Annotated in this window: 21 protein-coding genes; 14 read left to right on the top strand and 7 right to left on the bottom strand. The window is 65.2% G+C overall.

The features are described from left to right. Positions 1-14: 14 nt before the first annotated feature. The 10 genes from HMPREF3088_RS07255 to HMPREF3088_RS07300 all read left to right on the top strand — a co-directional run bounded on the left by HMPREF3088_RS07255 (position 15) and on the right by HMPREF3088_RS07300 (position 11940). On the top strand, positions 15-212 hold the full coding sequence (locus HMPREF3088_RS07255; protein WP_012360290.1) for a ubiquitin-like protein Pup: 198 nt from the start codon (positions 15-17) through the stop codon (positions 210-212). Beyond that, positions 209-1720 (top strand): Pup--protein ligase, encoded by a 1512-nt coding sequence (pafA, locus tag HMPREF3088_RS07260; protein ID WP_070759105.1) that lies wholly within the window; start codon positions 209-211, stop codon positions 1718-1720. Before HMPREF3088_RS07255 ends, pafA begins: the two co-directional genes overlap by 4 nt. 6 nt (positions 1721-1726) lie before the next feature. Continuing rightward, complete coding sequence (locus HMPREF3088_RS07265) at positions 1727-4033, top strand: WYL domain-containing transcriptional regulator (protein WP_070759106.1); 2307 nt, start codon at positions 1727-1729, stop codon at positions 4031-4033. Positions 4034-4076: 43 nt separating this feature from the next. Next, entirely contained in the window at positions 4077-4325 is a 249-nt protein-coding gene (tatA, locus tag HMPREF3088_RS07270; RefSeq protein WP_070759107.1) for a Sec-independent protein translocase subunit TatA, read from the top strand. Positions 4326-4368: 43 nt separating this feature from the next. After that, the gene (gene tatC, locus HMPREF3088_RS07275; protein ID WP_070759108.1) at positions 4369-5400 is read left to right on the top strand and encodes a twin-arginine translocase subunit TatC; all 1032 of its coding nucleotides are present in this window, start codon (positions 4369-4371) and stop codon (positions 5398-5400) included. Positions 5401-5504: 104 nt separating this feature from the next. Continuing rightward, positions 5505-8240 carry a DEAD/DEAH box helicase gene (locus tag HMPREF3088_RS07280; protein WP_070759109.1) on the top strand — a complete coding sequence of 912 codons (2736 nt, stop codon included), beginning with the start codon at positions 5505-5507 and terminating at the stop codon, positions 8238-8240. Continuing rightward, positions 8233-8967, top strand: coding sequence for an SDR family NAD(P)-dependent oxidoreductase (locus tag HMPREF3088_RS07285; RefSeq protein ID WP_070759110.1), 735 nt, complete (start codon positions 8233-8235; stop codon positions 8965-8967). Before HMPREF3088_RS07280 ends, HMPREF3088_RS07285 begins: the two co-directional genes overlap by 8 nt. Positions 8968-9085: 118 nt before the next feature. Next, complete coding sequence (locus tag HMPREF3088_RS07290) at positions 9086-9571, top strand: FxsA family protein (RefSeq protein ID WP_070759111.1); 486 nt, start codon at positions 9086-9088, stop codon at positions 9569-9571. Beyond that, positions 9568-11130 (top strand): apolipoprotein N-acyltransferase, encoded by a 1563-nt coding sequence (gene lnt / locus HMPREF3088_RS07295; RefSeq protein WP_371441315.1) that lies wholly within the window; start codon positions 9568-9570, stop codon positions 11128-11130. The genes HMPREF3088_RS07290 and lnt overlap by 4 nt, the downstream gene beginning before the upstream one ends. A 12-nt stretch (positions 11131-11142) precedes the next feature. Beyond that, positions 11143-11940 carry a polyprenol monophosphomannose synthase gene (locus tag HMPREF3088_RS07300; RefSeq protein ID WP_070759112.1) on the top strand — a complete coding sequence of 266 codons (798 nt, stop codon included), beginning with the start codon at positions 11143-11145 and terminating at the stop codon, positions 11938-11940. Between the two features lie 79 nt (positions 11941-12019). Here HMPREF3088_RS07300 and HMPREF3088_RS07305 read toward each other — a convergent pair whose 3' ends face one another. Beyond that, positions 12020-12388, bottom strand: coding sequence for an RNA polymerase-binding protein RbpA (locus HMPREF3088_RS07305; protein WP_168167047.1), 369 nt, complete (start codon positions 12386-12388; stop codon positions 12020-12022). 115 nt (positions 12389-12503) lie between these two features. Between HMPREF3088_RS07305 and HMPREF3088_RS07310 the strand changes: the two genes are divergently transcribed. From HMPREF3088_RS07310 to mgtE, 4 genes are read left to right on the top strand one after another with little or no spacing between them, the layout of a single operon-like run. Beyond that, the gene (locus HMPREF3088_RS07310) at positions 12504-12887 is read left to right on the top strand and encodes a hypothetical protein (protein ID WP_070759114.1); all 384 of its coding nucleotides are present in this window, start codon (positions 12504-12506) and stop codon (positions 12885-12887) included. Between the two features lie 47 nt (positions 12888-12934). Continuing rightward, the gene (locus HMPREF3088_RS07315; RefSeq protein ID WP_070759115.1) at positions 12935-13630 is read left to right on the top strand and encodes a YceI family protein; all 696 of its coding nucleotides are present in this window, start codon (positions 12935-12937) and stop codon (positions 13628-13630) included. 54 nt (positions 13631-13684) lie between these two features. Beyond that, complete coding sequence (locus tag HMPREF3088_RS07320) at positions 13685-13864, top strand: hypothetical protein (RefSeq protein WP_070759116.1); 180 nt, start codon at positions 13685-13687, stop codon at positions 13862-13864. Position 13865: 1 nt separating this feature from the next. Beyond that, complete coding sequence (gene mgtE, locus HMPREF3088_RS07325; protein ID WP_070759117.1) at positions 13866-15248, top strand: magnesium transporter; 1383 nt, start codon at positions 13866-13868, stop codon at positions 15246-15248. A gap of 33 nt (positions 15249-15281) precedes the next feature. Here mgtE and HMPREF3088_RS07330 read toward each other — a convergent pair whose 3' ends face one another. The 6 genes from HMPREF3088_RS07330 to HMPREF3088_RS07350 form a co-directional block, all read right to left on the bottom strand. Further along, positions 15282-15971 (bottom strand): potassium channel family protein, encoded by a 690-nt coding sequence (locus tag HMPREF3088_RS07330; RefSeq protein WP_246818109.1) that lies wholly within the window; start codon positions 15969-15971, stop codon positions 15282-15284. Further along, the gene (locus HMPREF3088_RS10725; protein ID WP_083317358.1) at positions 15964-17325 is read right to left on the bottom strand and encodes a TrkH family potassium uptake protein; all 1362 of its coding nucleotides are present in this window, start codon (positions 17323-17325) and stop codon (positions 15964-15966) included. The genes HMPREF3088_RS07330 and HMPREF3088_RS10725 overlap by 8 nt, the downstream gene beginning before the upstream one ends. A gap of 226 nt (positions 17326-17551) precedes the next feature. Then, positions 17552-18970: a YkvI family membrane protein gene (locus HMPREF3088_RS07335; RefSeq protein ID WP_070759119.1), complete on the bottom strand. Its 1419-nt coding sequence runs from the start codon at positions 18968-18970 to the stop codon at positions 17552-17554. A 122-nt stretch (positions 18971-19092) separates the two neighbouring features. Beyond that, on the bottom strand, positions 19093-20475 hold the full coding sequence (locus HMPREF3088_RS07340; protein ID WP_246818110.1) for an amidase family protein: 1383 nt from the start codon (positions 20473-20475) through the stop codon (positions 19093-19095). 110 nt (positions 20476-20585) lie between these two features. Next, on the bottom strand, positions 20586-22292 hold the full coding sequence (locus HMPREF3088_RS07345) for an FAD-binding dehydrogenase (protein WP_070759120.1): 1707 nt from the start codon (positions 22290-22292) through the stop codon (positions 20586-20588). A gap of 149 nt (positions 22293-22441) precedes the next feature. After that, complete coding sequence (locus tag HMPREF3088_RS07350) at positions 22442-23944, bottom strand: class I SAM-dependent methyltransferase (protein WP_070759121.1); 1503 nt, start codon at positions 23942-23944, stop codon at positions 22442-22444. Positions 23945-23973 lie beyond the last annotated feature (29 nt).

Here is a 23973-nt window from a genome sequence, read left to right on the forward strand (position 1 = left end):
TTGAGGAGATAGGCATGGCAAACGCTCAGCAGCAGGTCTTCGGCGGCGGGGGCGGCGACGACGCCGAAAACAACGACGCCCCACAGCAGGGTTCGGGCACCCAGCAGGTCAACGTCACCGGGACGGACGACCTCCTGGACGAAATCGACGGACTGCTGGAGACCAACGCCGAGGAATTCGTCCGCTCCTACGTCCAGAAGGGCGGACAGTGAGCCCGGTGACCGGAGAAGCGACACCAACGGAGCAGGCAACCGCGGAGAACCCCGTCTACGTCCGCCGCATCATGGGGCTGGAGACCGAGTACGGCATCACGAACGTCCTCGACGGCACCCGCCGCCTGGGGCCCGATGAGGTCTCCCGCCTGCTGTTTTCTCCCATCGTGGAGAAGTACCGCAGCTCCAATATCTTCACCGAGAACGCCTCCCGGCTGTACCTGGATGTGGGTGCGCACCCGGAGATCGCGACCGCGGAGTGCGATAGCCTGCACCAGTTGCTCGCCTACGATCGCGCGGGCGACGAGCTCGTCCAGCAACTGGCGAGCCGCGCTGAAGAAGAGCTGGCCGGCAACGGTGTCGGCGGGCACGTCTTCCTCCTGAAGAACAACACCGACTCGATGGGCAACTCCTACGGCTGCCACGAGAACTACCTGATCAGCCGGAATGTGCTGCTCAAGCACCTGTCCTCCCAGCTGCTGCCCTTCCTGGTGACCCGCCAGCTGATCTGCGGGGCGGGCAAGCTGACGATCCCAAGCCCGGGCGCCCCGAACGAGAACTTCGAAGCCGGGTTCATGATGAGCCAGCGGGCGGACTACATGTGGGAGGGCATTTCGAGTGCCACCACCCGTTCCCGGCCGATCATCAACACCCGTGATGAGCCGCACGCGGACTCCTCAAAGTACCGCCGCCTGCACGTGATCGTGGGGGACTCGAACATGTCCGAGACCACCACCGCGCTGAAGATCGGTTCCGCGCTGCTGGTCCTCGAGATGATCGAGGCGGGCGTGGAGCTGCCGAACTACGAGCTGGCCAACGAGATCCGCGCCATTCGGGATATTGCCCGGGACTTCACGGGGCTCACCGAGGTCAAGCTGCGCAGCGGCGAGACTGCCACCCCCCTGGAGATCCAGCGCACCTTCCACGCCGCTGCGGTGCAGTGGCTGGAGCGCCGCCCAGAACCAGAGTGCGTCGACGGGCGTTGGCTGGGCACCCCGCGCGAGCAGCTCGAGCCGGTGGTGGAGCTGTGGGGTCGTGTCCTGGACTGCTTCGAGACCGGGGATTTCTCCCCGGTGGACACCGAGATCGACTGGGTGATCAAGAAGAAGCTGCTGGATGGCATGGCCTCCCGCCACGGGCTGGAGTTGACCGATCCGCGGCTGGCACAGATTGACCTGCGCTATCACGATATTCACCCCACCCGTGGGCTGTTCAACGTGCTGAAGCGCCGCGGCCAGGCCGCCTCGATCCTGAGCGAGGAGCAGATCCGCGAGGCGATGGACCAGGCTCCGACGACGACGCGCGCGGCGCTGCGCGGACGCTTCCTCGCCGCCGCGCGGGAGCACGGCTGCGCCACGACCGTGGACTGGATGCGGCTGAAGATCAACGGCGAATTCGGCAGCGAGGTCGCGCTCCCGGACCCGTTCGCGGCCACGGATCCGCAGGTAGACGAGATGATCGCCAGCATGGCCGATCTCGGCGGTGCCGACGCGCCCGCACGGGGTTAAGCACTGATGGTGGGTCCACGAAAGCCCGGCAGTGCCGGGTCCCGCAACCGGCCAGTGAAGGTGACCTGGCAGCAGGGCGCGAGCAGGCTATTCAACCTGGTCATCGGCCTGCTCAACGCTCCAAGCCCGCGGCCGACCGCCTGGGTCGTCGAGAATATCGAGGGCTATTCCGGGCAGCTCAAGTCCCGGGAACGCGTGTTCCACCGGGACCGGGAGTCGCTGCGCCAGCTGGGGATCCAGCTGAGCCACGAAAGCCGGGAAGGGCAGGACTACTGGCTGCTACGCCCCGAGCAGGTCTTCCTCCCGGATCTGGACCTCTCGGAGACCGAGCTGCAGGTGTTGGCGACGGCCACGCAGTGGGCGCGCCAACCGGTGGACTCCGCGATGGCTGGTCCAACGGCGCAGGCGCAGCTGAAGCTCGCCGGCGCGGGGCTCAGCAGGGTCGACGATGCCGCCGTGGTGCAGCCCGTCCCTGACATGGTGGAGCTGGACCCGCGCAGCGTCGACGCCATTTTCCGCGCCACTCAGCGCGGGCTGCGGATGACCTTCTGGTACTACCCGGCCTACTTGGTCGAGCCGGAGCAGCGCACGCTGGATCCGTGGGCGGTCGCCGGTGTCGAGGGCCGTCTGTATGTCACGGGCTTCGACGTTGACCGGGGTGCCCAGCGCACCTTCCGCCTGGCCAGGCTCTCCGATGTTCGGGCTGAGGCGCAGTTCGTCGAGCACCCGGCGCCCACCGACCCCGCGACCGGTCAGCCGGTGCCGGCCGGCGAGTTGATTCGCCGCGGGTTGGAAGGGCACCAGACGAAGGTCACCGCTAGCGTGCTGTTCACGGGGGAGGGGGCCATCGAGATTCAGGACATGGCCCACGAGCTCCGCGATACGCCCGACGGACGAGTGGGGACGGTCGGGCCGGTGGATCGTGATTGGCTAGTGCAGACGGCGGCGAGCTACGCCCCGGATGCGGTGCTGCTGGAGCCCCCGCAGCTCGTCGTTGAGGTCCTCGACCTTCTGCAGCGCGCCCAGCAGTTGGGCGCCCAGGAACGGATCTCAGCCACGCAGGCTACGGCCGCTCACGCCGAGACCTTGGATGGCGGTTCAGCGGTGGACGAGCAAGAGCCGGATTTCGCGGAAGCCGATGCCCCCGGTCAGGCCGTGGACGAGGACGAACCGACCGACGTCCAGGCGCCGCCGGTCAACCTTGTGGCCCAGCAGTTCGCCCAGACGCTTTCGGTGCTGGCCTGGTTCCAGGCCCACCCGCGTGGCTCCTTCATGCGGGCCTCCCGCGACCTGGGACTCAGCGTGGCCCAAATCCAGCACGAGCTCAAGCAACTGAGCATGTGCGGGCTGCCGGGCTATTACCCGGGCTCGCTGGTTGAGATCGCGATGAACCGCACCACCGCGGAGGCGCAGTTCACCGCCGGGTTGGACGGCCCGGTGCGGCTGAGCACCGTGGAGGCCGGCGCCTTGCTGCTCAACCTGGAAGCGGTCCGGGACGCCGTCCCCGCCGAGCAACGGGAAGCCGTGGACTCGGTGACCGAGAAGCTGCGTGGCCTCCTGGAGGGAAAGCAAGGCGCGGCCAACCAGCCTTCGACGGGCACCGATGCCGGGCCCTCTCAAGTCGGCACCATCACCCCGGAGCACCAGGAAACGGCTGCGCAACCCCGGACCAAATCCCCGGAGAACACTGTGGAGTCCACCTTGGACCTGCTGCGCACCGCACTCGCGGAGAGGTGTGTCGTGGACTGCGAGTACCTCACTCTCAGCCGCGATCAGCGCAGTAGCCGCCGCCTGGTGCCGGACGCGATCCGCATGATCGCGGGCAATGCCTACCTCCTAGCGCGCAGCATCGATGACGCAGGCGTGGTGGACGAGACCCCAAAGAACTTCCGGGTTTCCCGCATGAGCGAGGTCACGCTCGGGGAGACGGGCTCCGCACCGGCGCGATTGGCCAGCGACGTCGATGCCACCGATCCCTTCGACTTTGGTACGGCCTCCGACTGGGCTCACTTCCGCCTAAAGAATTCCTCGCTGTGGATGCTGGAGTACTTCCCGCTGTGGCAGGACGCCGACGCAGGAGACGGTGGCGTGAGCGAAGACGCCCGAACCGAAGCCACCTCCGTTACGACCAGCCCTGAGAGCCGGAGCACCGCGGTGACGATGCCGGACACCGGGGCCTGGCTGGAGCGCTTCCTGATCGCCCATGCCGGACAGGTCGCGGAACTCTCGACCCCGGGCCTCGCCGGACGCGTCGCGCGACGCGCGGAAGCGGGGCTGGGGGTTTATCGGGACCGTTTCCCCGATGTAAGCTGAAGACTGAGATTTTTAACGCAGGTCCTGAAAGGCAAAAACCTTCATGCTCTCTGGTAGCCACATCCTCATCCTGTTGCTGGTTGTCCTTCTCGTGTTCGGCGCATCCCGCCTGCCGAACGCCGCCCGTTCCCTCGGCCGTTCGATGCGCATCTTCAAGTCCGAGATGGACGAGATGCGCACCGATAACCCAGAGCAGAACGGGCAGGAGGCCATCGAGCAGCAGCGTGCGCCGCAGCCTAATCCGGCGCAGGAGGTCAATCCAGCGCAGCAGCAGAATCAGAACAGCAACTAGGTAGAAACTCGCGCCCACCTTCGGCGCGTTTTCGCTTTTCCGCATGAGTAACACCCCTCAGGCAGCACGCCCAGCCCAGCGGCCCCGCCGCCGGGCTTTTCGCCGTGCCAACCAGCGCCCAAGCGACGGCGCGATGAGCATCGTCGAGCATATTCAGGAGCTGCGCCGCCGCCTCATTATCGCGGTCATCGCCATCCTGATCGGCACGATCCTGGGCTACCTCTGGTACGGCACCAACGTGGGTCCGCTGCGTAGCCTGGGCGAAATCCTCCGCGAGCCCTATTGCAAACTCCCTTCCGAGGTGCGCTTCGGTGCCGCGACCGGGGAGTGCCGCCTGCTGGCCACCGGCCCCTTCGAGATGTTCCTGCTGCGCTTGAAGGTCGGTTTCATCGCCGGCATCGTGCTCTCCGCTCCGGTGTGGATCGGCCAGATCTGGGGCTTCATCACCCCGGGGCTGAAGAAGAATGAGCGCCGCTGGGCGGTCTCGGTCTCGCTGATCGCGACACTCTTTTTCTTCTTCGGCGCCGCGCTGGCCTACCTGGTCCTGCACCACGGCCTGCACTTCCTCCTCACGGTTGGCGAAGAGGCCCAGATCACCGCGCTGAAGGGCAGCGAGTATTTCAGCTTCGTCCTCATCCTCTTGCTCGTCTTTGGTGTGAGCTTCGAGCTGCCGTTGTTCACGGTGCTGCTGAGCTTCGCGGGGCTGCTGCGCTACGACAGCATCAAGACGAAGCGCCGCTACATCATCGTCGGTCTGTTCGTCTTCGCGGCCTTCGTGACCCCGGCTGACCCGTTCTCCATGCTGGCGCTTGGCTGCGCGCTGACCCTGATGATGGAGATCGCCTACCTGATCATCCGTTTCAACGATAAGCGCCGGGATAAGCGGCAGGCCCAGGCGGCAGACGCCCCTGGTTCCGAGATTCGCCCCTCCGGCGCGGTCGCTCCCGCAGAGGCAGTCGAACGGGCCGAGCCGGTCAGGGCCTCCCAAGGAATCGCGGGTCAGGCACCGGCGGACCCTGGCATGGGACGGCGGAACTCCTTCAACTACGCCGAGATCTTCGACGAGGACGTTTAAACACCACCTCACCCCAATGGGTGGCGAGCCGAGGCTTGAGCGGCTGCCCGAACCGACGTCCTGAAACGCGTGAGCAACAGCGAGCGGATAGACTCGGTACACATATGGCTAACAGCGCTACGTGCAACGCAAAAAACTACCCCACGCTGGTCGAAGAGTTCCGGAAGGAATACGACTTCGAACTCGATGAATTCCAGCTCGACGCAGCCGCTGCGATCGCCGAGGGCAGGGGAGTGCTCGTGGGAGCACCGACCGGTGCCGGAAAGACGATCGTCGGCGAATTCGCGGTCTACATGGCCTTCCACGGTGGCGGGGCCTGCTTCTACACCACGCCGATCAAGGCACTGAGCAACCAGAAATACCACGACCTGTGCGCCAGCTACGGCGAGGAGAATGTCGGGCTGCTCACCGGCGACGTCACCCTCAACCCGGAGGCGCCGATCGTCGTCATGACCACCGAGGTCCTGCGCAACATGATCTACGCGGACTCGGATCGGCTGGCCAGCCTCACCCACGTGGTGATGGACGAGGTCCACTTCCTAGCCGACCGGTGGCGCGGGCCGGTGTGGGAAGAGACGATCCTCAACCTGGACCACAGCGTAACCCTGGTGTCGCTCTCGGCGACAGTCTCCAACGTGGAGGAGTTCGGCGGCTGGCTGCGCACCCTGCGGGGCGAGACGGACATCATCGTCACCGATAAGCGCCCCGTCCCGCTGACCCAGTACATGATGGTCGGCTCCAAGATCATGCGGCTGTTCAGCAAGAATGCCGAACACCTGGCGGGGGAGGACCACCCCGGCGCGATCAACCGCTCCCTGCTTTCTGCCGTGGGGAAGGCCGAGGCCTATGGCAATCAACGTGCCCCCCGGCGCGAGAACGTGGTGCGCCACCTGGAGCAGGCGAAGATGCTGCCGGCGATCTACTTCATCTTCTCCCGCATCGGCTGCGATAAGGCGGTGCAGCAGCTGCTGATCCGGAAGGTGGAGCTCACCACCCCCGATGAGGCCCGGGAGATCGGCGACATTATCGACGAGGGCGTTGCGGGGCTGGAGGCCGCGGATCTGCACATGCTGGGCTTCCGCCAGTGGCGCCGGGCCTTGATGCGGGGCTTCGGGGCGCACCACGCCGGGATGCTGCCGGCCTTCCGGCACATCGTGGAGAAGCTGTTTAGCCGTGGGCTGCTGAAGGTCTGCTTCGCCACCGAAACCCTGGCGCTGGGCATCAACATGCCCGCGCGCACGGTGGTGCTGGAGAAGATGACGAAGTTCAACGGGGAGGCTCACGCGGAGCTGACCCCGGGCCAGTACACGCAGCTAACGGGGCGCGCGGGGCGCCGCGGCATCGACACGGTGGGCAACGCCGTGGTGCTGTGGAGCCCCCAGGTCGACCCCTATGCGGTGGCAGCGCTGGCCTCGGCCCGGACGTACCCGCTGGATTCGACGTTCCGGCCGGGCTACAACATGGCGGTCAACCTCATCGCCACCAAGGGTTGGGCCGAGGCCCACCGGATCCTGGAGCGTTCCTTCGCCCAGTACCAGGCCAATGACACGATCGTGGAGCGCGCGCACGCCGTCGAGCTGCGGCGGCAGGACTTCGACCGGGAGCGCGCAGAACTGGAGGCCCTGGTGGGGCGCACCGAGGCCGCACAGCGGGCCGACGCCGCCGAGCTCACCGAGCAGGTCTTGGATTACGCCGAGCTGCGGCGCACGCTCTCCCACGAGGAGCGGCAAGCCAAGCGGGATGCCGCCCTCGAGCGCCAGCAAGAGGTCGAACACTTGCTGCGCTCGATCAACGTGGGTGATGTGCTCGCCCTGCCGACGGGCAAGAACCCGGTGACCGCGGTGGTCGTCCGTTCTGATTCGGGTCGCAATCCGCGCCCCACCTTGGTTCTCGACGACGGCTGGGTAGAGCGCGTCGCCGCCGACATGTTCCGTAACACCCCGGTGATCATCGGTCACATGAGGATTCACCGAGGCGTGGAGCGCGCGCCGAAGCGCCACGCTCGGGCTGTGGCCTCCCAGCTCCGGCGCATGCACCTGGATAAGCCGAAGAAGATCCGCCCGCACGCCCGCGGGGGTTCGAAGAAGGCCGCGGAGCTGCGCAATCAGCTGCATGTCCACCCGGTGCATTCCTGGGCGGAGCGCGAGGAGCTGGCGAAGAAGGCGCAGTCGGTGCTGAAGGCCGGCCGACGCTGGGAATACCAGACGCAAGAGTCCGAACAGCCAGGGGACTCGCTGACCGCCACCTTCGACCGGATCATCGCGCTGCTCGAGGAGCTGGGCTACGTGGAAACCTGGACGGCTGAGGGTGGTACCCCGGCGGCGAAGGTCACCGAAGAAGGTGAGAAGCTGGCTCGGATTCACCACGAATCCGATCTGCTGGTGGCCCAGTGCCTCCGCCGCGGGCTGTGGGATGACCTCGACCCGGCCGAGCTGGCCGCTGCGGTGAGTGCCTGCGTGTTTGAGAACCGTCGGGAATCCACCGTGCGCACCCAGCTGCCGACCGATGCGCTGGAGGAGGCGGTGGCTCACACGCTGCGCGTGTACAAGGAGCTGGTCAGCGACGAGGAACGCCACCGCCTGACCGCCACCCGGGAGCCCCAGCTGGGCTTCGCCACGGCGGTGCACCAGTGGGTGGCCGGGGCACCGCTGGAGTACTGCCTGCAGGCCGCGGAGGCCTCGGGGGCGGTGCTGACCCCGGGCGATTTCGTCCGCGCCTGTGGTCGGGTGAAGGACCTGCTGGATCAGATCAAGATGACCGGTTATTCCAACGACGTGAGGAAGTCCGCGCGTAAGGCCGTGGACGCGATGCAACGAGGGGTTGTGGCTATCGATGTCTAATATCGCCATTTTCGGCGCCACCAGCGAGATCGGCGAGCACATCGCGCGCCTGCTGGCACCGGGGCAGTCCTTCCTTTTGGCAGGACGCCGGCCTGAAGCGCTGGATACCCTGGCCGAGGAGCTACGAGGCTTGGGCGCACGGCGGGTGGAGACCTACTTCTTCGACGCGGCAGATACCGCGAGCCACAGCGGCGTCATCGATGAGATGGAGGCGGACTGCGGGCCAATCGACACTGCCTTCGCCATGTTCGGGGTGCTGGGAGACCAGCAGCTCGCGGAGGAGGACGGTGCTGAGGTCTACCGGGTGCTGCACACCGACTTCACCGCGCAGGCCGTGCTGCTCACGGAACTATCCCAGCGGATGAAGCGCCGCGGCACGGGCACGCTGGTGGCGTATTCCTCGATCGCCGGTGCCCGGGTGCGCCGCCCGAACTACGTCTACGGTTCCGCGAAGGCCGGCCTGGATGGCTTCACCCAGGGGATGCAGGACGCCCTGCGGGGCAGCGGGGTGCGGCTGATGGTCGTGCGCCCCGGCTTCGTCATCGGACGGATGACCGAGGGGATGGATCCTGCACCGATGTCCTCCACCCCTGACGTGGTTGCGAAGGCCACCGTGGAGGCCCTGGAAGGCAACCGCGACGACGTGTGGATTCCGGGCAAGCTCCGCGTGCTGGCTGCGGTGATGCAGCTGGTGCCGCGTTGGCTGTGGCGGCTCGCGCCGCGTTAGAGCACTTTTGCCACCGCCGGGACTACGATGGAATCTCTAACACCGCTGCAGCGTTAGTGCTATCAGGTACCGCATGCCGCTGGTGCGCTGATTGTCTTTAGGAGGACACGAAAAACTTATGCGCAGGAGCTTCTTCCTCTACGTGGTCGTGGAGCTGTTGGCCTTTATTCTGCTGGGCAAGTGGCTCGGCTTCGGCTGGACGATCCTGCTGTACCTGGGGCTGTTCATCCTCGGTGTCGCAATCGCCGCCTGGCAGATGCGCGCGCTGACGGTGCGCGTGCTGCGGGACCGCAGGTCGCCGGGGAAGCTGACCGGTGATGCAGCGCTGTCTGCATTCGGCGCCCTACTGGTAGCCCTGCCGGGCGTGGTGACGGGGGTTGTGGGCATTCTGTTCATGCTGCCGCCCACCCGCTCTGTGGCGCGGCGTTCCATGGGCACCGCCTTGCGCGCGAAGGTCACCCGCCTGGGAGGAGCGTCCTTCATCATGTCCTCCCGCGCCAGCGACCCACAGGTGCGCAACATCCCAGGTTGGGGAGAGGTCATTGACCACCGCAGCGAGGAATTCGGCGACGAGGGCCCTGCCGGGACCGATAGCGCCCGATGAAGCAGTGGCTCGCTAACCTTCCCTCACCGTGGCGGGTGGTGGGAGCCCTTTTTGCGGGCTTCATGGTCTTCGCCTCCTACGAGCCCACCGGGCTGTGGTGGGCAGCCCCCTTGGGCTATGCACTCTTCTTCGCCGTTTTGACGCAGCGGCATGCTGTATCGCTAGCCTTCCTCAACTCGCTGGCTACGTATGGTTTTCTGCTGCCCTGGATCGGGGAGTTCGTCGGCGCCTCGGCATGGATCGCGCTCGCCATCGTTCAGGCGCTCTATGCCTTGCTCTTTGGCCTCGGTGCCCGCTGGTTGCTGCGCTGGGGCAACGGAACCTGGAACTGGCGCAGCATCGTGGGCGCGGCGGCGTTCTTCGTCGCCGTCGAGGGTTTCCGTTCCCACTGGCCGTTCGGGGGCTTCGGTTGGGGTCGGCTGGCGTGGGGCCAGGTTTCCGGGCCGCTGGCCGCCGATATCCGGCTTGGTGGCTCCGCGTTCGTGAGTTTCCTGGTCGTCTTGCTCGGCGGATTGATCTACTTGGCAGCCCGTCCGCCGTATAAGAGCCGGGCTGCGGTCGCCCCGAAGGTCCGCCTGCAGTACGCGGGAGTGGTGGCTGTCGTGCTGCTGGCCTCCGTGATCTACGGCTCGAGTTTTAGCCAGGAGCCCACCGCGGGCCAGGTCAACGTCGCCGCAATCCAGGGCAACGTCCCCCGAGCTGGCTTGGACTTCGCGGCCCAGCGCCGCGCCGTGCTGAACAACCACGTGCAGCGCACCCACGAGCTCGCGGACTCGGTCGCGACCGGCGAGGCACCGCAGCCTGACGTGGTGATCTGGCCGGAGAACTCCTCCGATGTGAACCCGTTTAAGGACCCGGATGCCCACGCCGCCATCGATTCGGCGGTCACGGCAGTCAACGCTCCGGTGATGGTGGGCACCGTCATCGGAAATGAAAACACGATGCTCACCTGGGGCCCGGCCACCAGCAGCGAGCCGGGGCCGGGGGAGAAGCACGTAAAGAAGTTCCTCCAGCCCTTCGGCGAGTACATGCCCTTCCGGGAAATCCTCAAGCACGTCAACGAGAACGTCGAGCGGGCGGGCAACTTCGTCCCTGGCGACGGGCCCGGCGTGGTGCGGATGTCCGCTGCACGCGGGGACGTCGAGGTGGGGGTGTCCACCTGCTACGAGATCTCTTTCGACGCCAGCGCCCGCGACGCGGTGCGTCATGGTGCGCAGTTCCTGGCTAGCCCAACGAATAACGCCACCTTCGGCTTCACGGACATGAGCTACCAGCAGCTCGCGATGAGCCGGATGCGGGCGATCGAGACGGACCGGGCGGTCGTGGTGGCGGCCACTTCCGGGGTCTCGGCGATCGTCATGCCGGATGGGGAAGTGGTGGACCAAAGCCGCCTGTTCCGCCCGGACATCCTACAGGCTGACATTCCGCTGCGCGATGGCATCACGCCGTCCGTGGCTGCGGGTCCCTGGGTGGAATGGGGGCTGGCTGCGGCGGGTGTTTTGGGGATAATCGGGGCCTTCCTCGCGTCTCGACCCACACGGCGCAAGAAAAGCAGATAAACTAATCACATTATGAAGAAGCTCAGCGATAAGACTCTCGTCATCATCCCGACTTTCAACGAGCGCGATAACCTCCCGATCATCACGCGCCGCCTGTTGGAGGCCGAGCCGGAGCGCGTGAACGTTCTCGTCGTCGACGACAACTCGCCGGACGGCACCGGGGACCTGGCGGATCAGATGTCCAAGGACGATTCCCGCATCCACGTACTGCACCGCGAAGGAAAGGGCGGCCTCGGCGGGGCTTACCTGGCCGGTTTCAAGTGGGGCATCGAGAACGGCTATGAAGTTCTCTGCGAGATGGACGCCGACGGGTCCCACGCCCCGGAGCAGCTGCACCTGCTGCTGGACAAGATCGACGATGGAGCCGAGCTCGTCCTGGGTTCGCGCTACGTCAAGGGTGGCAAGACCGTGAACTGGCCCGCCGACCGCAAGTTCCTCTCCCGTGGCGGCAACATCTACGCCTCCATGGCGCTGGGCGCTGGCCTGTCCGATATCACCGGCGGTTACCGCGCCTTCCAGCGCGACCTGCTGGAGCGCATGGACCTCGACGCCGTGGACTCCGCGGGGTATGTCTTCCAGGTGGACATGGCGTGGCGTGCTGTCAACGAGGGCGCCGACGTTCGTGAGGTTCCGATCACCTTCACCGAGCGCGAGATCGGCGAGTCCAAGATGAGCAGCCGCATCATTGGCGAGGCGATGGCTCAGGTGACCCGTTGGGGCTTCCGCCACCGCATGTACCAGGTCCGCCAGCTCATGCGCGAGGGGGCGCGCATCGGCGCCGGCACCGTGGAGCGCGCGCTGCAGAGCTAACCGAAAAGCGCAACGCTAAAGGCCTGGTCACGTTGATTGCGTGGCCAGGCCTTTGTTCGTGCGGAGGCGAGGGGAGGGCTTAAGCCTTCTCCTGCTCCTTGAGCAGCTTCATCGCCTCGCGGCGGCGCTTACGCAGCATCTCGATACGCTCCTCCAGCAGCTCGTCGAGCTCCTCCAGGGAGCGGCGCTCGAGAAGCATGTCCCAGTGCGTACGTGGTGGCTTCGCAGGCTTGGATTCGATGCCCTCGCCCTCCACGAGGGTGCCCATCTGGCCGTTCTTGCACAGCCAGTCCTGCGGGATCTCGGCGTCGTCAGCGAACGGGACCTCAAAAATTTCGCCGTCCTCAGTCTGGTACTTCACCATCTGACGTGGCGCGAGATCGTGGTCCCGGTCGGTTTCATACGACACGGCACCCATGCGACTGCCTCGCAGTACGCGGTCTGCCATTAGTTCCTCACTTCCGAAGTTCGCTAGCGGCGCCTCCGGGGCGCCATCAATGTAGATAACGCACCGGGTGCGAGTTTTGTTCCCAGATTCCCCGAAAGGGTTAGGATCTTTAGCCATGAGCACCCCCACCTCGCGCGAAGACTTCCCCCACACGCCGGGGTTCTGCGCATGGTGCGGGGAGGAAATGCCCGGCCAGCAGCGGGGGAGGCCACGGAAATTCTGCAGCCGGTCCTGCCGCCAACGGGCCTACGAGCAGCGCGCGAGCCAACCGGCGGCGGACGCACCCGCGCCCACGGGCACCCGGCCGGGGACTCCAGGGGACACCGGGGATGAGTTGGGGGATCAGCTCTTCGAACTCCGCTGCGCAGCGGAGGATCTCGTCACCGCGATGGACGAGCGCGCAGAACCCGCCGAACTGCGCGGCATGGCTACGGACCTGGTGCGGCTGGCGCACCGCGCGGAGCAGCTGAACCACCCCCAACCCCCGGGACGCGCTTAAGCCGCACCTTTTCCTAATCTTCCCTGCTTAGCACTAGGCTGGGTGCCATGCGCAAGGGAATTATCACTCTGGGTGTTATCGGTATTATCGCGGCATTCCTGTTCGGCGTTGGGCCGATCGCGTATCAGCTGCTCACTGATCGGGGTTTGCAGACCGCCGATCTCGTCGAGGGCGGACCCGAGCCAACAACGTCAGCGGACGGCCACTGGGTGATCGTCCCTGGTGCCGGTGCCAACCACACCCAGGCTGGTTATACCTTCCGTGAGATCCTGCCAGGGCAGGAGAAGACCACCTCCGGACGTGCGGATAACAGCACGGAGGAGAACATCAAGGGCGACCTGCAGGTCTCGGACGGCACCCTCACGGAGGGCCTGGTCGAGGTCCGCGTCGCGGGGATCTCCTCGGATGTGGAGAAGCGCGACATCAACGTCCGCCGCTCGATCCTGCACACGGAGGACTACCCGAAGGCGAAGTTCAGCATCACCGAGCCGGTGGATCTGAGTGGTATTCCGGAGGACGGCTCCGTCGGTGAGGTCGACGTCACGGGAGAGCTCACCCTCCGCGGCGAGTCGAATAAGGTCAGTGCGCCGCTGAAGGTGCTGCGCACGGGGGACAAGGTTGTCGTCCAGGGCAAGGTGCCGTTCAAACGTTCGGATTTCAACATCAAGACCCCAGAGTTCGTCGCGGCCAAGATCGCTGACGAAGGAACGATCGACCTGCTTCTCGTGTTCGAGAAGCCTTAAGGTCTACGCGCCCGACGTACGCGAGAATGATCGCGGTCAATTTTAGGAGCACCATTGAATACCCAATTTCTCCTGTGGTCCCGGGTTATCCGGCTTGTGGTGCTGCTCGCGCTCGGCGGGTGGCTCGTGAGTAATGGCACTGGCCTTGACTACTTCTTTGCCGCGATCTGCGCCGCGCTGATCGCACTGACCTGTTATCAACTGTGGTCGAGCATCCAGAAGGGAAGCCACTGATATGGCATCAAACGCACGTTTTCTCGAAGACCTGCTGGACGATAAGGACCTCGACGCGGTAAGCCGGTGGCTCGCCGACCGCTCGTCCGTTGTGGTGGCCGAGGAGCTTGGCCGACTCTCCGGGGCGGAGCAGGCAGTGGCCTTCCGGTTGCTGCCCAAGGACCGCGCCCTGGATGTCTTCGAGTACCTGGATCCGGTGCACCAGGCCGAGCTTCTGGAGGCGCTGCGAGACGACCACGTCACGGAGATCTTCGCGAGTCTGGCCCCGGACGACCAGGCGTCCCTGCTGGATGAGATGCCGGCGAAGGTCGCCTCGCGCCTGCTGCAGGGCCTGCCGTATTCCCAACGACGTGTGACCAGCGGACTGCTTGGCTACCCGGCGGAGTCCGCGGGTCGTCTGATGGTGCCCACGCCCACGGTGTTGACCCCGGACGCGACCCGGGAGGAATCCCTCGAGAAGCTGCAGTCGCGCGCTAAGCGCTACGCCGCCGGCCCGCATCACTCGATCGCATTGGCCACGGTGGCGGTGACCGATGAGTCGCGCAAGCTGCTCGGCATGCTGGAACTCGCGGACCTGGTCACCGCGCCCGAGGGCACGCTGGTCGGGGAGTTGCTGGAGGAGGAGCAGCACAGTGTCTCCGCCTACGACGACCAGGAGCACGCCGCTCGCCTGATCCAGGAGGCTGACCTTCTGGCGTTGCCCGTCGTCGACGACGAGGATCGCATTCTGGGCGTCATCACGGTCGATGACGCCATGGAGGTCCTCGAGGCCGAGGTGACGGAGGATGCCTACCGCGCCGGTGGTGCCGAACCGCTGAACGAGCCTTATCTGACGGCGACGGTGATGACGCTGGCTAAGAAGCGCGGCGTCTGGCTGATCGTCCTGATCCTGGCGGCCTTCCTCACGATCAACGTGATGCAGTACTTCGAGGATGTGCTCGAGGCCGTGGTGGTGCTCAGCATCTTCGTGCCGATGTTGATCGGTACGGGCGGTAACGCGGGCTCGCAGGCAGCGTCCTCCGTGGTGCGTGCGCTCGCGGTCAACGAGGTGAGACCCCGGGACGTGTTGCGGGTCATCGGCCGTGAGGTTCGGGTGGGCTTCCTGCTGGGTGTCTTCCTCGGTACGGTGATCTTCCCGATTCTGGCCTTCCTGTACTACCCGCAGGTCGCGTTCACTATTTCGTTGACGATCGTGGCGATCTGTACCTGGGCCTGCATCGTGGGTGGCGTGCTGCCGCTGGTCGCGAAGAAGTTGGGCGTGGACCCGGCAGTCTTCTCGACGCCCGTGGTGTCCACGTTGGTGGACGCCACCGGCCTGATCATTTACTTCAGCATCGCCGGTGTGATCATGGCTGATCAGATCCGCCAGGCGACGGGTGGCTAGCACCGAAGTTGGGGCTAGCACCGGGACTAGGAACTAACGCCGGCCGAACTTCTCCAGGTCGGCGGGCGCGCCGGCGAGGATGACGTCGTCGTCGGGGGAGAGCTGGTGGTCAGCAAAGGGTGGTGCCCACTGGTTGCCGCTGTGCACGGCCACCAGCTGGACGCGGTGCTTCGCCCACAGGCTGTGCCGGTTGAGGGAGTGGTTCACCAGCTCCTTGGGAGCTCTTAGGGTGATCATCGCGTAGCCCTGATCGAAGACGGTGTAGTCCTGGAAACGGCCGCTGAGCAGGTGTGCAACGCGGCGTCCGGTGTCCCGTTCGGGACGGACGACGTGGTGCACACCAACGCGGGTGAGGATGCGGGCGTGGGCATCGGAGTCTGCCTTGGCCCAAATGTCCTTGACCCCAAGTTCCACGAGGTTGGATGCGGTCAGGATCGAGGCTTCGAGGCCACTGCCGATGCCGATGACGACCTGCTGGAAATCCTTCACTCCGAGCTGCTTGAGCGCCTCGGGGTCGGTGGCGTCAGCGATAAATGAGTCGGTGAGGTGGGGGTCATTGTCGTGCAGTAGCTTCTCCTCGACGTCGATGCCGAGGACGTCGACGCCGTGGCTGTGGAGCTCCTCGGCCATGGCGGAACCGAACCGGCCGAGCCCGATGATCGCGACCGGTGGCAAATCGATGGGGCGGGCGCTGGGGAGGAGCTTGTCGAGTGGGTTAACCAATGTAGGGCCTTTCTGCAGGATAGGAGTAGTGCTTGCTCGGGGTAGTGGTGGCGAGCGCTGCGACGAGGGTGATGGGTCCGACGCGGCCCATGAACATGAGGACGCAGAGGAGGATCTGCGAGGCACCGCTGAGGTCAGCGGTGATGCCGGTGGAGAGGCCGACGGTGGCGAAGGCGGAGATGACCTCGAAATGGATTTGGTCGGCGCTGAACTGAGGGTTGAAGGTACGGAGGCACGCGATAACGAATGTTATGACACCTGCTGCCACAGCGCCGACAGTGAGAGCCTGGCGGATCACGGTGTGATCAACGCGACGACCGCCGATGACAGTGTCTTTTTCACCCCTAATTTCTGCCACGATCGCCGCGAGCACCACGAAGAGCGTGGTGATCTTCAAGCCACCTGCGGTACCGCCGGATCCGCCTCCAATGAACATCAGAATGTCGGTACCCATCAGGGCATTGGGCGACATCTCGCCAAAGTCCACGGACTGGAAACCAGCGGTACGGGTCGTAATGGACTGAAACACTGCCGCCAGGGCAGCATCCCCGCTGCTCAGCGCGGCGAATGCATGATTACGCTCGAGCGCCCAGAACATCGCGAAGCCACCGATGAGGAGCACCGCGGTGCCGTTGAGAGTGATCCGAGCGGTCATAGACAGCCGCGGTGGTTTCCTCCGCTGCCTGCGCAGGCGCACCCTCGCGATGAGCTCGTCGAGCACAGGAAAGCCGAGCCCGCCGAAGACAATCGCCAGGCCGATCGGCAGGACGATCCATGCATCGCCGACGTAGGGAATGAGGCTACCGGCGTTCAGCCCGAAACCGGCGTTATTGAAGGCAGAGATGGAGTGGAAAATACCGATCCATGCAGCGGAGCCGAGGCTATCGACATAGCCGCCCATAAACATTCGTATCGTGAGGACGCCCGCAACAAGCAGTTCGCAGATCACTGTGAGAAGGATGGCGCCGATAATGGTGGATTTCACGCTGCCAACGGTGAGCGTGCGCCGCTCCGCGACGGTATAAAGCTTAGTTTTCAGTCCTAGCCTGCCACTGAGGATGAGCCCAGCTAGAGACGTCAAGGACATAATCCCGAAGCCACCGATTTGAATGAGGGCCAGAATGACGACCTGCCCGGCGGCAGTAAAACCCGTGCCGGTGTCGCGAACACCCAGCCCGGTCAGCGTCACCGCGGACGTCGCTGTGAAGAAGGCCTCGAGCGGCGAGACTGAGTCGCCGTCGGGCGCGGAGAACGGCATGAGAAGCAATAACGTGCCAAGCGCAATGAGCCCCAAGAACCCGACGGACACGAGGCGCGCCGGATTCTGCGTCAGGGACGCGAATAAGCGATTCACCAGAATAATCCTAGACCTGTAGTGACGCGCACACAAGAGTTTTCTGATCGATCCAGAGGCGCGGAGCTACGGGGATCATCGCCAGCTCCACTAGCAAACAGCCTGGCCGTTATTGTCCGATAATATACATTATGACACTTTGCATTTATGGGGCACTGGCCTGCGCCAAGCCCCTCCGGCCCCGCGCTAATGCAGCGGGCGCCGTCAGTCCCCCCCCCTAGGAACTCTAAGAGTCCTTGGACTCCTTCAAGTCGGAATCCTCGCCGGGCTCCCAATCAACCTCAAGCTCATCCATGAGCTCCTGGGTTGAGTTTTCGACCTCCGTCGTCGAGCCCTTCTTATCGTCGGCGGAACTCTCGGAAGCCACTGACGCCTCGGCGGCATCGTCGTCAGCCGAGTCCTCGGAATCATCCTCCTCAACGTCTGGCTGGGACTCGCGGGTCAACGCCTCGGCGAGCTCGTAGTTGCCCACGTTGGACTTCTCCACGATCTTCTTGAGCTCGCGGCTCTCCGAGTCGCTCAGCTCTTCCTCCCCCTCGTGGAACTTATTCACCAGTTCGGTGGCGCGCTCGCGGTACTTAGCCTCGCGCTGGATGCGCACGCGAGACTTGATCCACCAGGCGACGAGCACTGCGATCGTCAGTAGCCCCACCCAGCCGATGATCGGATAGACATTGGCCATCAAGGCTTCGAAGCCGAAGAAACTGACGCCGAAGCCCACCAGGCAGACGCCCAGAAACACCGGGCGGTACTTATCGCGGTGGTTGGCCGTCAGGCGGCGCCCCAGCGCGTAAAACATGCCGATGCAGGTGTTGTAGATCATGATGAAGATGATCACGACCATGACATAGGACAGCGGGTGGTTGATGTGGTCGATCATGCTCAGCATCGGCACGCTCGAATCCCCGACCACGTCGAAGTTAGCGAGCAGGACGAAGGTCGCCATCATCAGCATCGTCAGGTAGATGAAACCACCCACGAGACCGCCGACTCCAGCCTCGCGCGGCTTGGTGTTCGCACCACCGATCACCAGGGCCATGGACAGCCCCAGCAGCAGCGCGAGCCCCGTGTAGTTCAGGGCCGAAAGCCACCATGGGCTGATTGGCGATTCGGCGCCCTGGGCCAGCTGCCCCATCGCCGCCATGTCATCCGGCAGGTTGAACAGCGTGTAACCGAATGCGAAAACCACCGCGACGATAATCAGCGGCGTCACCGTCGAAATGATGCTGGACACCCGGTCGACGTCCATCAGCCCGGTGATCATCACCAAAATCAGCATGATCAGCGAGCCGACCCACGCGGGCCAGCCGAACTGCTGCTCCAGGTTAGATCCCGCCCCCGCGAGCATCACGAAGCCCACGGCAAACAGCGTGAAGGTCACGCCGAAGTCCAGGAACCTCGAGACGACCGGGTGGGACATGTTCCGGAACACCATGCGGTGCTCCTGCGCCAGGAAGTAGCTGCCGAGCTGCAGGATCACTGCCCCGGCGATGGTCATCAGGACTCCGGCGAGCAGCGCGCCCCACAGCGCGGAGAGCCCAAAGGAGCCGAAATATTGAATGACCTCTTGACCAGTCGCGAAACCCGCGCCGACCAGGAGGCCCACAAAGGATAATGCAATTTTAAAAGTGTTTTTTAAAGACACTAACGAGAGCCTCTTTCGTAAATATCACAAATACGAACGCTCTCCAGTATTACTTAATATTCCCTTATTCTCATACTGCGAAACTGTGTTCGCAGACACAAATCTCCCCCGCAGTCCCTGGGTCACGCCAGTTCGCGGGCAAGGTCCAGGAGCTTTTTCTCGGCGCCGACATCTCCCACCATTTGCACGCTGGTCGGAAGCCCGTCGCTACCCTGCCCCATTGGCACGGCTAACGCCGGCTGGCCCGCGACATTCCACATGGCGGTGTAGGCGATCGAAGGCATGCTCAGCAGCGAGGCGCGAATAGCCCCCTTCCCCACCAGCAGGTCAGCGCGGCGTGGCCGGTCGGCCACGGTCGGCGTGAGGATCGCATCAATACCCTCGCGGGCCATGATGTCCGAGACCTTGCGCCCAATGGTGGCTGCCCTCCTCTCCGCCCAGGAGACCATCTTCGGACTCATGAGCGCGCCCACCAGCTTCGTCAGTCGGTGGCGCTTTTCGATGCGATCGGGCTTTTCCAGCAGTCCGATTTCGCTCCGGATTCCGGCGAACATAAGGATCAGGAACGGCAGCGTGGGATCCGGCAGCCGAGCAGACAGCGGCCGAACCTCCACCCCCTGCGCCTCGAGCTGCGCAGCGGCACGCTTTCGCGCCTCACGGTTGGCCGCGGCCACCGGAATGAACGGTGTGCTCGAGCGGTCCAGCCACGCAACCCGCCAGGGCCTCTCCCCTGCGCGCCCAGCCGATCCGAGTGGGGCAGGGTCGTCGTCCTGCAAGACGGACATCATCAGCTCGATGTCCTCCACCGTGCGCGCCATCGGGCCGGACGTCCCCAGTGACTTCCACAGGTCGGTATAGGGGGCGGTGGGCAGCACTCCCCGACCCGGCTTGAGCCCCACGAGCCCGCACATCGCAGCCGGGATCCGAACTGAGCCACCGCCGTCGCCGCCCATCGCCATCGGCACCATTCCCGCAGCCACCGCTGCCGCGGAGCCGCCGGAGGACCCTCCCGGGGTTCGGGACAGGTCGATGGGATTGCGGGTCACCCCGTAACCCTGCGAGGAGGTCAGCGGGTAGGCGCCGAACTCCGGCATGTGAGTCTTGCCGATGATGATCGCCCCAGCTGCACGTAGGCGGGCGACGACCGCGGAGTCTTCGGTCTTTGGCGTGTGGTTCGCGCGGGTGCCGAAGCTCGTCACCGCACCCGCGACATCGAGTTCCTCCTTAATAGCAACGGGAACGCCGTGGAGGGCGCCGCGCTCCGAGGGATCAAGCTGATCGAGCGACGCCGCATCCTGCAGGGCAACTTCCGCGAAGACCTGGCTGAAGGCGTTGATGAAGCCGTCCCGCTCCTCGATGCGGTCGAGGGCGGCGCGCACCCCCTCAACCGCCGAACGCTCCGCTACCCGGGTACGCCACTGGCGCACGTCGAGCTCGTGCCATGGGGCGCCCTCGGCGTTGTCGCGCCGGATGCTGGCGCTGGGGCTCTGAGGTGACATCTTCATCAACCGCTTTCTTCCGATCTATCTCCAGCTCCTGTACCCCGCCACGGCGGAGCGTCGGACTCACCCGGGCGCCCCGGCAAGCCGCATCCCGCTGCCCCTGCAGGGCCGCGCTACGCCCCGGCGCCCGACTTAGGCAGCGTGTACCTCAACTGCTCGCCGACCCGCTTCCCCGAGTGGATGCAGCCACCGAGGAAGGTTCCCTCCAGCGCATTCTGGCCGTGCATACCGCCACCACCAAAGCCAGCAACCTCGCCCACCGCGTAGAGGCCCGGCAGGACCTCCCCGTCGTTGCGGAGGCAACGCCCCGCCAGGTCGGTCTCGATCCCGCCCAGGGTCTTTCGGGTCAGCACACTCAGACGCACGGCAATCAACGGCCCGTGCTTCGGGTCCATCAGCTCATGTGGCGAAGCACAGCGCACCACCTTGTCGCCCAGATACTGGCGTGCGGTGCGGATGTAGTTGATCTGATAGTCCTTGGAGAACTTATTCTCGATCTGACTGTCCCGATCTTCGATCTGGCGGCGCAGCTCGGCCTCGTCGACCTGCGGCTTATCCGGGCCGACCAGCTCGTTCATCTTCTTGACCAGGCTGCTGAGGTCGTCCGCGATCACCCAGTCCTCGCCGTGATCCATGAAGGCCTGCACGGCGACCTGCATGCCGGAGCCGAGCTTGGAGAGCAGCTTCTTTACGCTCTTGTCCGTGAGGTCCGGGTTCTGCTCGGAGCCGGAGAAGATGAACTCCTTGGCGGCGATGGTCTTGTTCAGGATGAACCAGCTGTACCCCATCCCGGTGCGCCCAATATGGCTCAGTGCCGCGAGGTTATCGCCGCCCGGGATGAGGGTGCTGGGCAGCCGCTGCCCCGCAGCGTCCAGCCACATCGCGCTGGGACCTGGGATGATTCGGATGCCGTGGCCCGGCCAGATGGAGTTCCAGTTGTGCATGCCCTCCGGGTAGTGCCAGGTCCGGTCGGTGTTCACGAGGTTCGCGCCCGCAGTTTCGGAGATGCCGATCATGCGGCCGTCGACGTGGGCCGGCACGCCGGTGACCATGTCCTCCGGGGCGGGTCCCCAGCGGTCCGTCGGCCAGCGCTTGCGCACCAGGTCGAGGTTTCCGCCAATTCCGCCCGAGGCGACGACGGTGCCCGCCGCCCGGAACTCGAACTCACCCACCGCCGTTCGGGAGGATGCCTCGCCGCGCGGGAGATCCGTGGCTTCCAGGACCGTGCCTCGCACGCCCTCGATCCGGGTGCGCCCGTCGGCCCCGGCTCCCGTGATCAGCTCGTCGACGCGGTGGCGGAACTCGAAGCGGATGCGGCCCTCCTGTTCCAGCTTCTCGACCTGCTCGCGGAAGACGCGGACGACCTCCGGGCCCGTTCCCCAGGTCAGGTGGAAACGCGGCACGCTGTTGCCGTGCCCGGAGGCGTCGCCGGAGCCGCGCTCGGCCCAGCCGACGGTGGGCAGGACGTTGAGCCCCAGGTTCTTCAGGTAGCTGCGCTTCTCATTGGCGGCGAAGCGGACGTACTCCCGGCCCCAGGCCTTCGGCCAGCGGTCGTTCGGGGTGTCTTCGAATTGCGCGGAGTTCTCCCAGTCCCGCCAGGCGAGGTCTTCGCTGTCCTTGACCCCCATGAGCCGCTGCTCCGGGCTGTCGACGTAGAACAGGCCACCGAGGGACCAGAACGCCTGTCCGCCGAGGTTATTACGGTTTTCCTGGTCCAGAATGAGGACGTTCAACCCGCTCGTTGCGGCCTCGTATGCGGTAACGAGGCCTGCCAGGCCTGCGCCGACGACGATGACGTCCGGATTCCACTGCGTGCTCAAACTGTCCTCCCCTTGTCTACGGGCATCTGCCTCGGCTCCACGGGATCGTGGGGCGCGAATATAGATGGTTAGTTTAGGCAAAGGACATTGCTGTGTGCGTGAATTGCGAAATTTCCATCAACCCCTCGCGCGACCGACCCCGCCTCGCGCTAATGGCGGTGGCGAATAACGAACTGCATGCAGTCGATGTCGCCGGCGTCCACGAGAGCCTGGTGCAGCGCGAGCTGGAAGTCCCAGAGTCGACGATAGATCGCGTCGAAGCCCGCGGCAGCAGCCTGTCGCTCGCGGGAAGCGAAGTGGGCACGCCACATCGGCAGGGTCGCCGCGAGGTGCGGCCCCAGGTGATTTTCGGCGACGACGTCCAGACCGGCGGCGAAGATGTGCTGGCGGATCAGTGCCGCCGGCGAGTATTCCAGCGCAGGCCAGATGTAGCCGCGCACCACGTCGAGGGATTCCCGCGCGGTATCGCGCATCTGCGGGGTGGCGACCAGGGTCTGCACCACGGCCACGCCCCCGTCCGCGAGGAGCCGGTCCACCGCCCGGAAGAAGTGTCCAAGGCCACCTCGCCCCAGGGTTTCCAGCCGCTCGGTGGAGAAGATGGCGTCATATTCGCCGGCCCACTGCCGTGGCGAGGGCACTGGACCGCTGATCAGCTCCACCCGCACGCCACCGGCCACGCCGGCTTGACGCACGCGGGAGCGGACCACCTCGGCGTGCTCCTCATCGGAGGTCAGCACGCTCACCGAGGCGCCACGCTGGGCCGCGAGGATCGCTAGCTGACCGCCGGAACTCGAAAGCTCGAGGACGCGGTCACCCGGGCCAACATTCGCCTCGTCCAGCATGAGGTTGATGCGGCGCAGCTGCCCGGAGTTGAGGTCCTGGCGCTGCACGTCGGCGGGCTCGAGGTACCAGGTTTCATCGAGGCTGACGGGCTCCTCCGGCCTGCTGAGGCGGCGGCGCACGCCGCTGGTCACGCCCGCCACACCGCGGGGGGCGGGTTTCTCCTCATCGTCCACCAGGATCTCTCCGGTCCTGCGGTCGACCTGAACGGTTTCCGTGGTGCGGGCGGCCGAGGCAAACAGCGCGGTGGCGGTGGCACGGGTGGCTCCCGCGTACAGCTCCACGAGACCATCGGGCAGCTCGCCGGCGCGCACCGAACCAAAATCGTGGCGCGGCTTTCGTGGGCTGATCCCAGCCAGCAAGGTATTCATCGGCGCTTCGAGGGGCTGGCGAAGGAGAACTTCCAGCACCTTGACCAGAGGCTCAGCCCGCCACTCCCCGATCAGGTAGCTTTCCGCAAGCCCCAGCCAGCCTTGGGCAACCACCCGGTCGAGCATGAGCCCGTCGCGCACCTCGAGGTAGGTCTCGTCCTTGGATTCGAAGGAGACCCCCTCATCGTCCAATAGCTCTTCCAACCGCTCGCGAAAGGCCTCGGATCGCTTGCCGAGGAACCGGCCGCGGGGCAGCTCAGCGAGGTGCGGCCACCGCTCGGGGTCGATATAGGGGTCGAGAGAGAAACGTTCCACGGGAACTATCAGACACTCCTCTCCCGGTGCTCGCGGGGCCGACTCGGCCATTCGCGGTGAAGTTATCCCTAAAGTTAGCCGATATTGCGCCCCAAACGGGGTATTAACACTCAGGAAGCAACCCACATCAGGTGGATCCCGGAAGTGCTTTAGAA

It is taken from the genome of Corynebacterium sp. HMSC22B11 (genome assembly GCF_001815965.1).
Classification (GTDB): Bacteria; Actinomycetota; Actinomycetes; order Mycobacteriales; family Mycobacteriaceae; genus Corynebacterium.

Coding starts and splice junctions, on each gene's coding strand:
- HMPREF3088_RS07290 (WP_070759111.1), top strand. CDS start 9,086: ATGCGCAGGAGCTTCTTCCTCTACGTGGTCGTGGAGCTGTTGGCCTTT.
- HMPREF3088_RS07255 (WP_012360290.1), top strand. CDS start 15: ATGGCAAACGCTCAGCAGCAGGTCTTCGGCGGCGGGGGCGGCGACGAC.
- HMPREF3088_RS07300 (WP_070759112.1), top strand. CDS start 11,143: ATGAAGAAGCTCAGCGATAAGACTCTCGTCATCATCCCGACTTTCAAC.
- mgtE (WP_070759117.1), top strand. CDS start 13,866: ATGGCATCAAACGCACGTTTTCTCGAAGACCTGCTGGACGATAAGGAC.
- HMPREF3088_RS07265 (WP_070759106.1), top strand. CDS start 1,727: ATGGTGGGTCCACGAAAGCCCGGCAGTGCCGGGTCCCGCAACCGGCCA.
- HMPREF3088_RS07340 (WP_246818110.1), bottom strand. CDS start 20,475: ATGAAGATGTCACCTCAGAGCCCCAGCGCCAGCATCCGGCGCGACAAC.
- HMPREF3088_RS07285 (WP_070759110.1), top strand. CDS start 8,233: ATGTCTAATATCGCCATTTTCGGCGCCACCAGCGAGATCGGCGAGCAC.
- tatC (WP_070759108.1), top strand. CDS start 4,369: ATGAGTAACACCCCTCAGGCAGCACGCCCAGCCCAGCGGCCCCGCCGC.
- HMPREF3088_RS07280 (WP_070759109.1), top strand. CDS start 5,505: ATGGCTAACAGCGCTACGTGCAACGCAAAAAACTACCCCACGCTGGTC.
- lnt (WP_371441315.1), top strand. CDS start 9,568: ATGAAGCAGTGGCTCGCTAACCTTCCCTCACCGTGGCGGGTGGTGGGA.
- tatA (WP_070759107.1), top strand. CDS start 4,077: ATGCTCTCTGGTAGCCACATCCTCATCCTGTTGCTGGTTGTCCTTCTC.
- HMPREF3088_RS07310 (WP_070759114.1), top strand. CDS start 12,504: ATGAGCACCCCCACCTCGCGCGAAGACTTCCCCCACACGCCGGGGTTC.
- HMPREF3088_RS07315 (WP_070759115.1), top strand. CDS start 12,935: ATGCGCAAGGGAATTATCACTCTGGGTGTTATCGGTATTATCGCGGCA.
- HMPREF3088_RS07305 (WP_168167047.1), bottom strand. CDS start 12,388: ATGGCAGACCGCGTACTGCGAGGCAGTCGCATGGGTGCCGTGTCGTAT.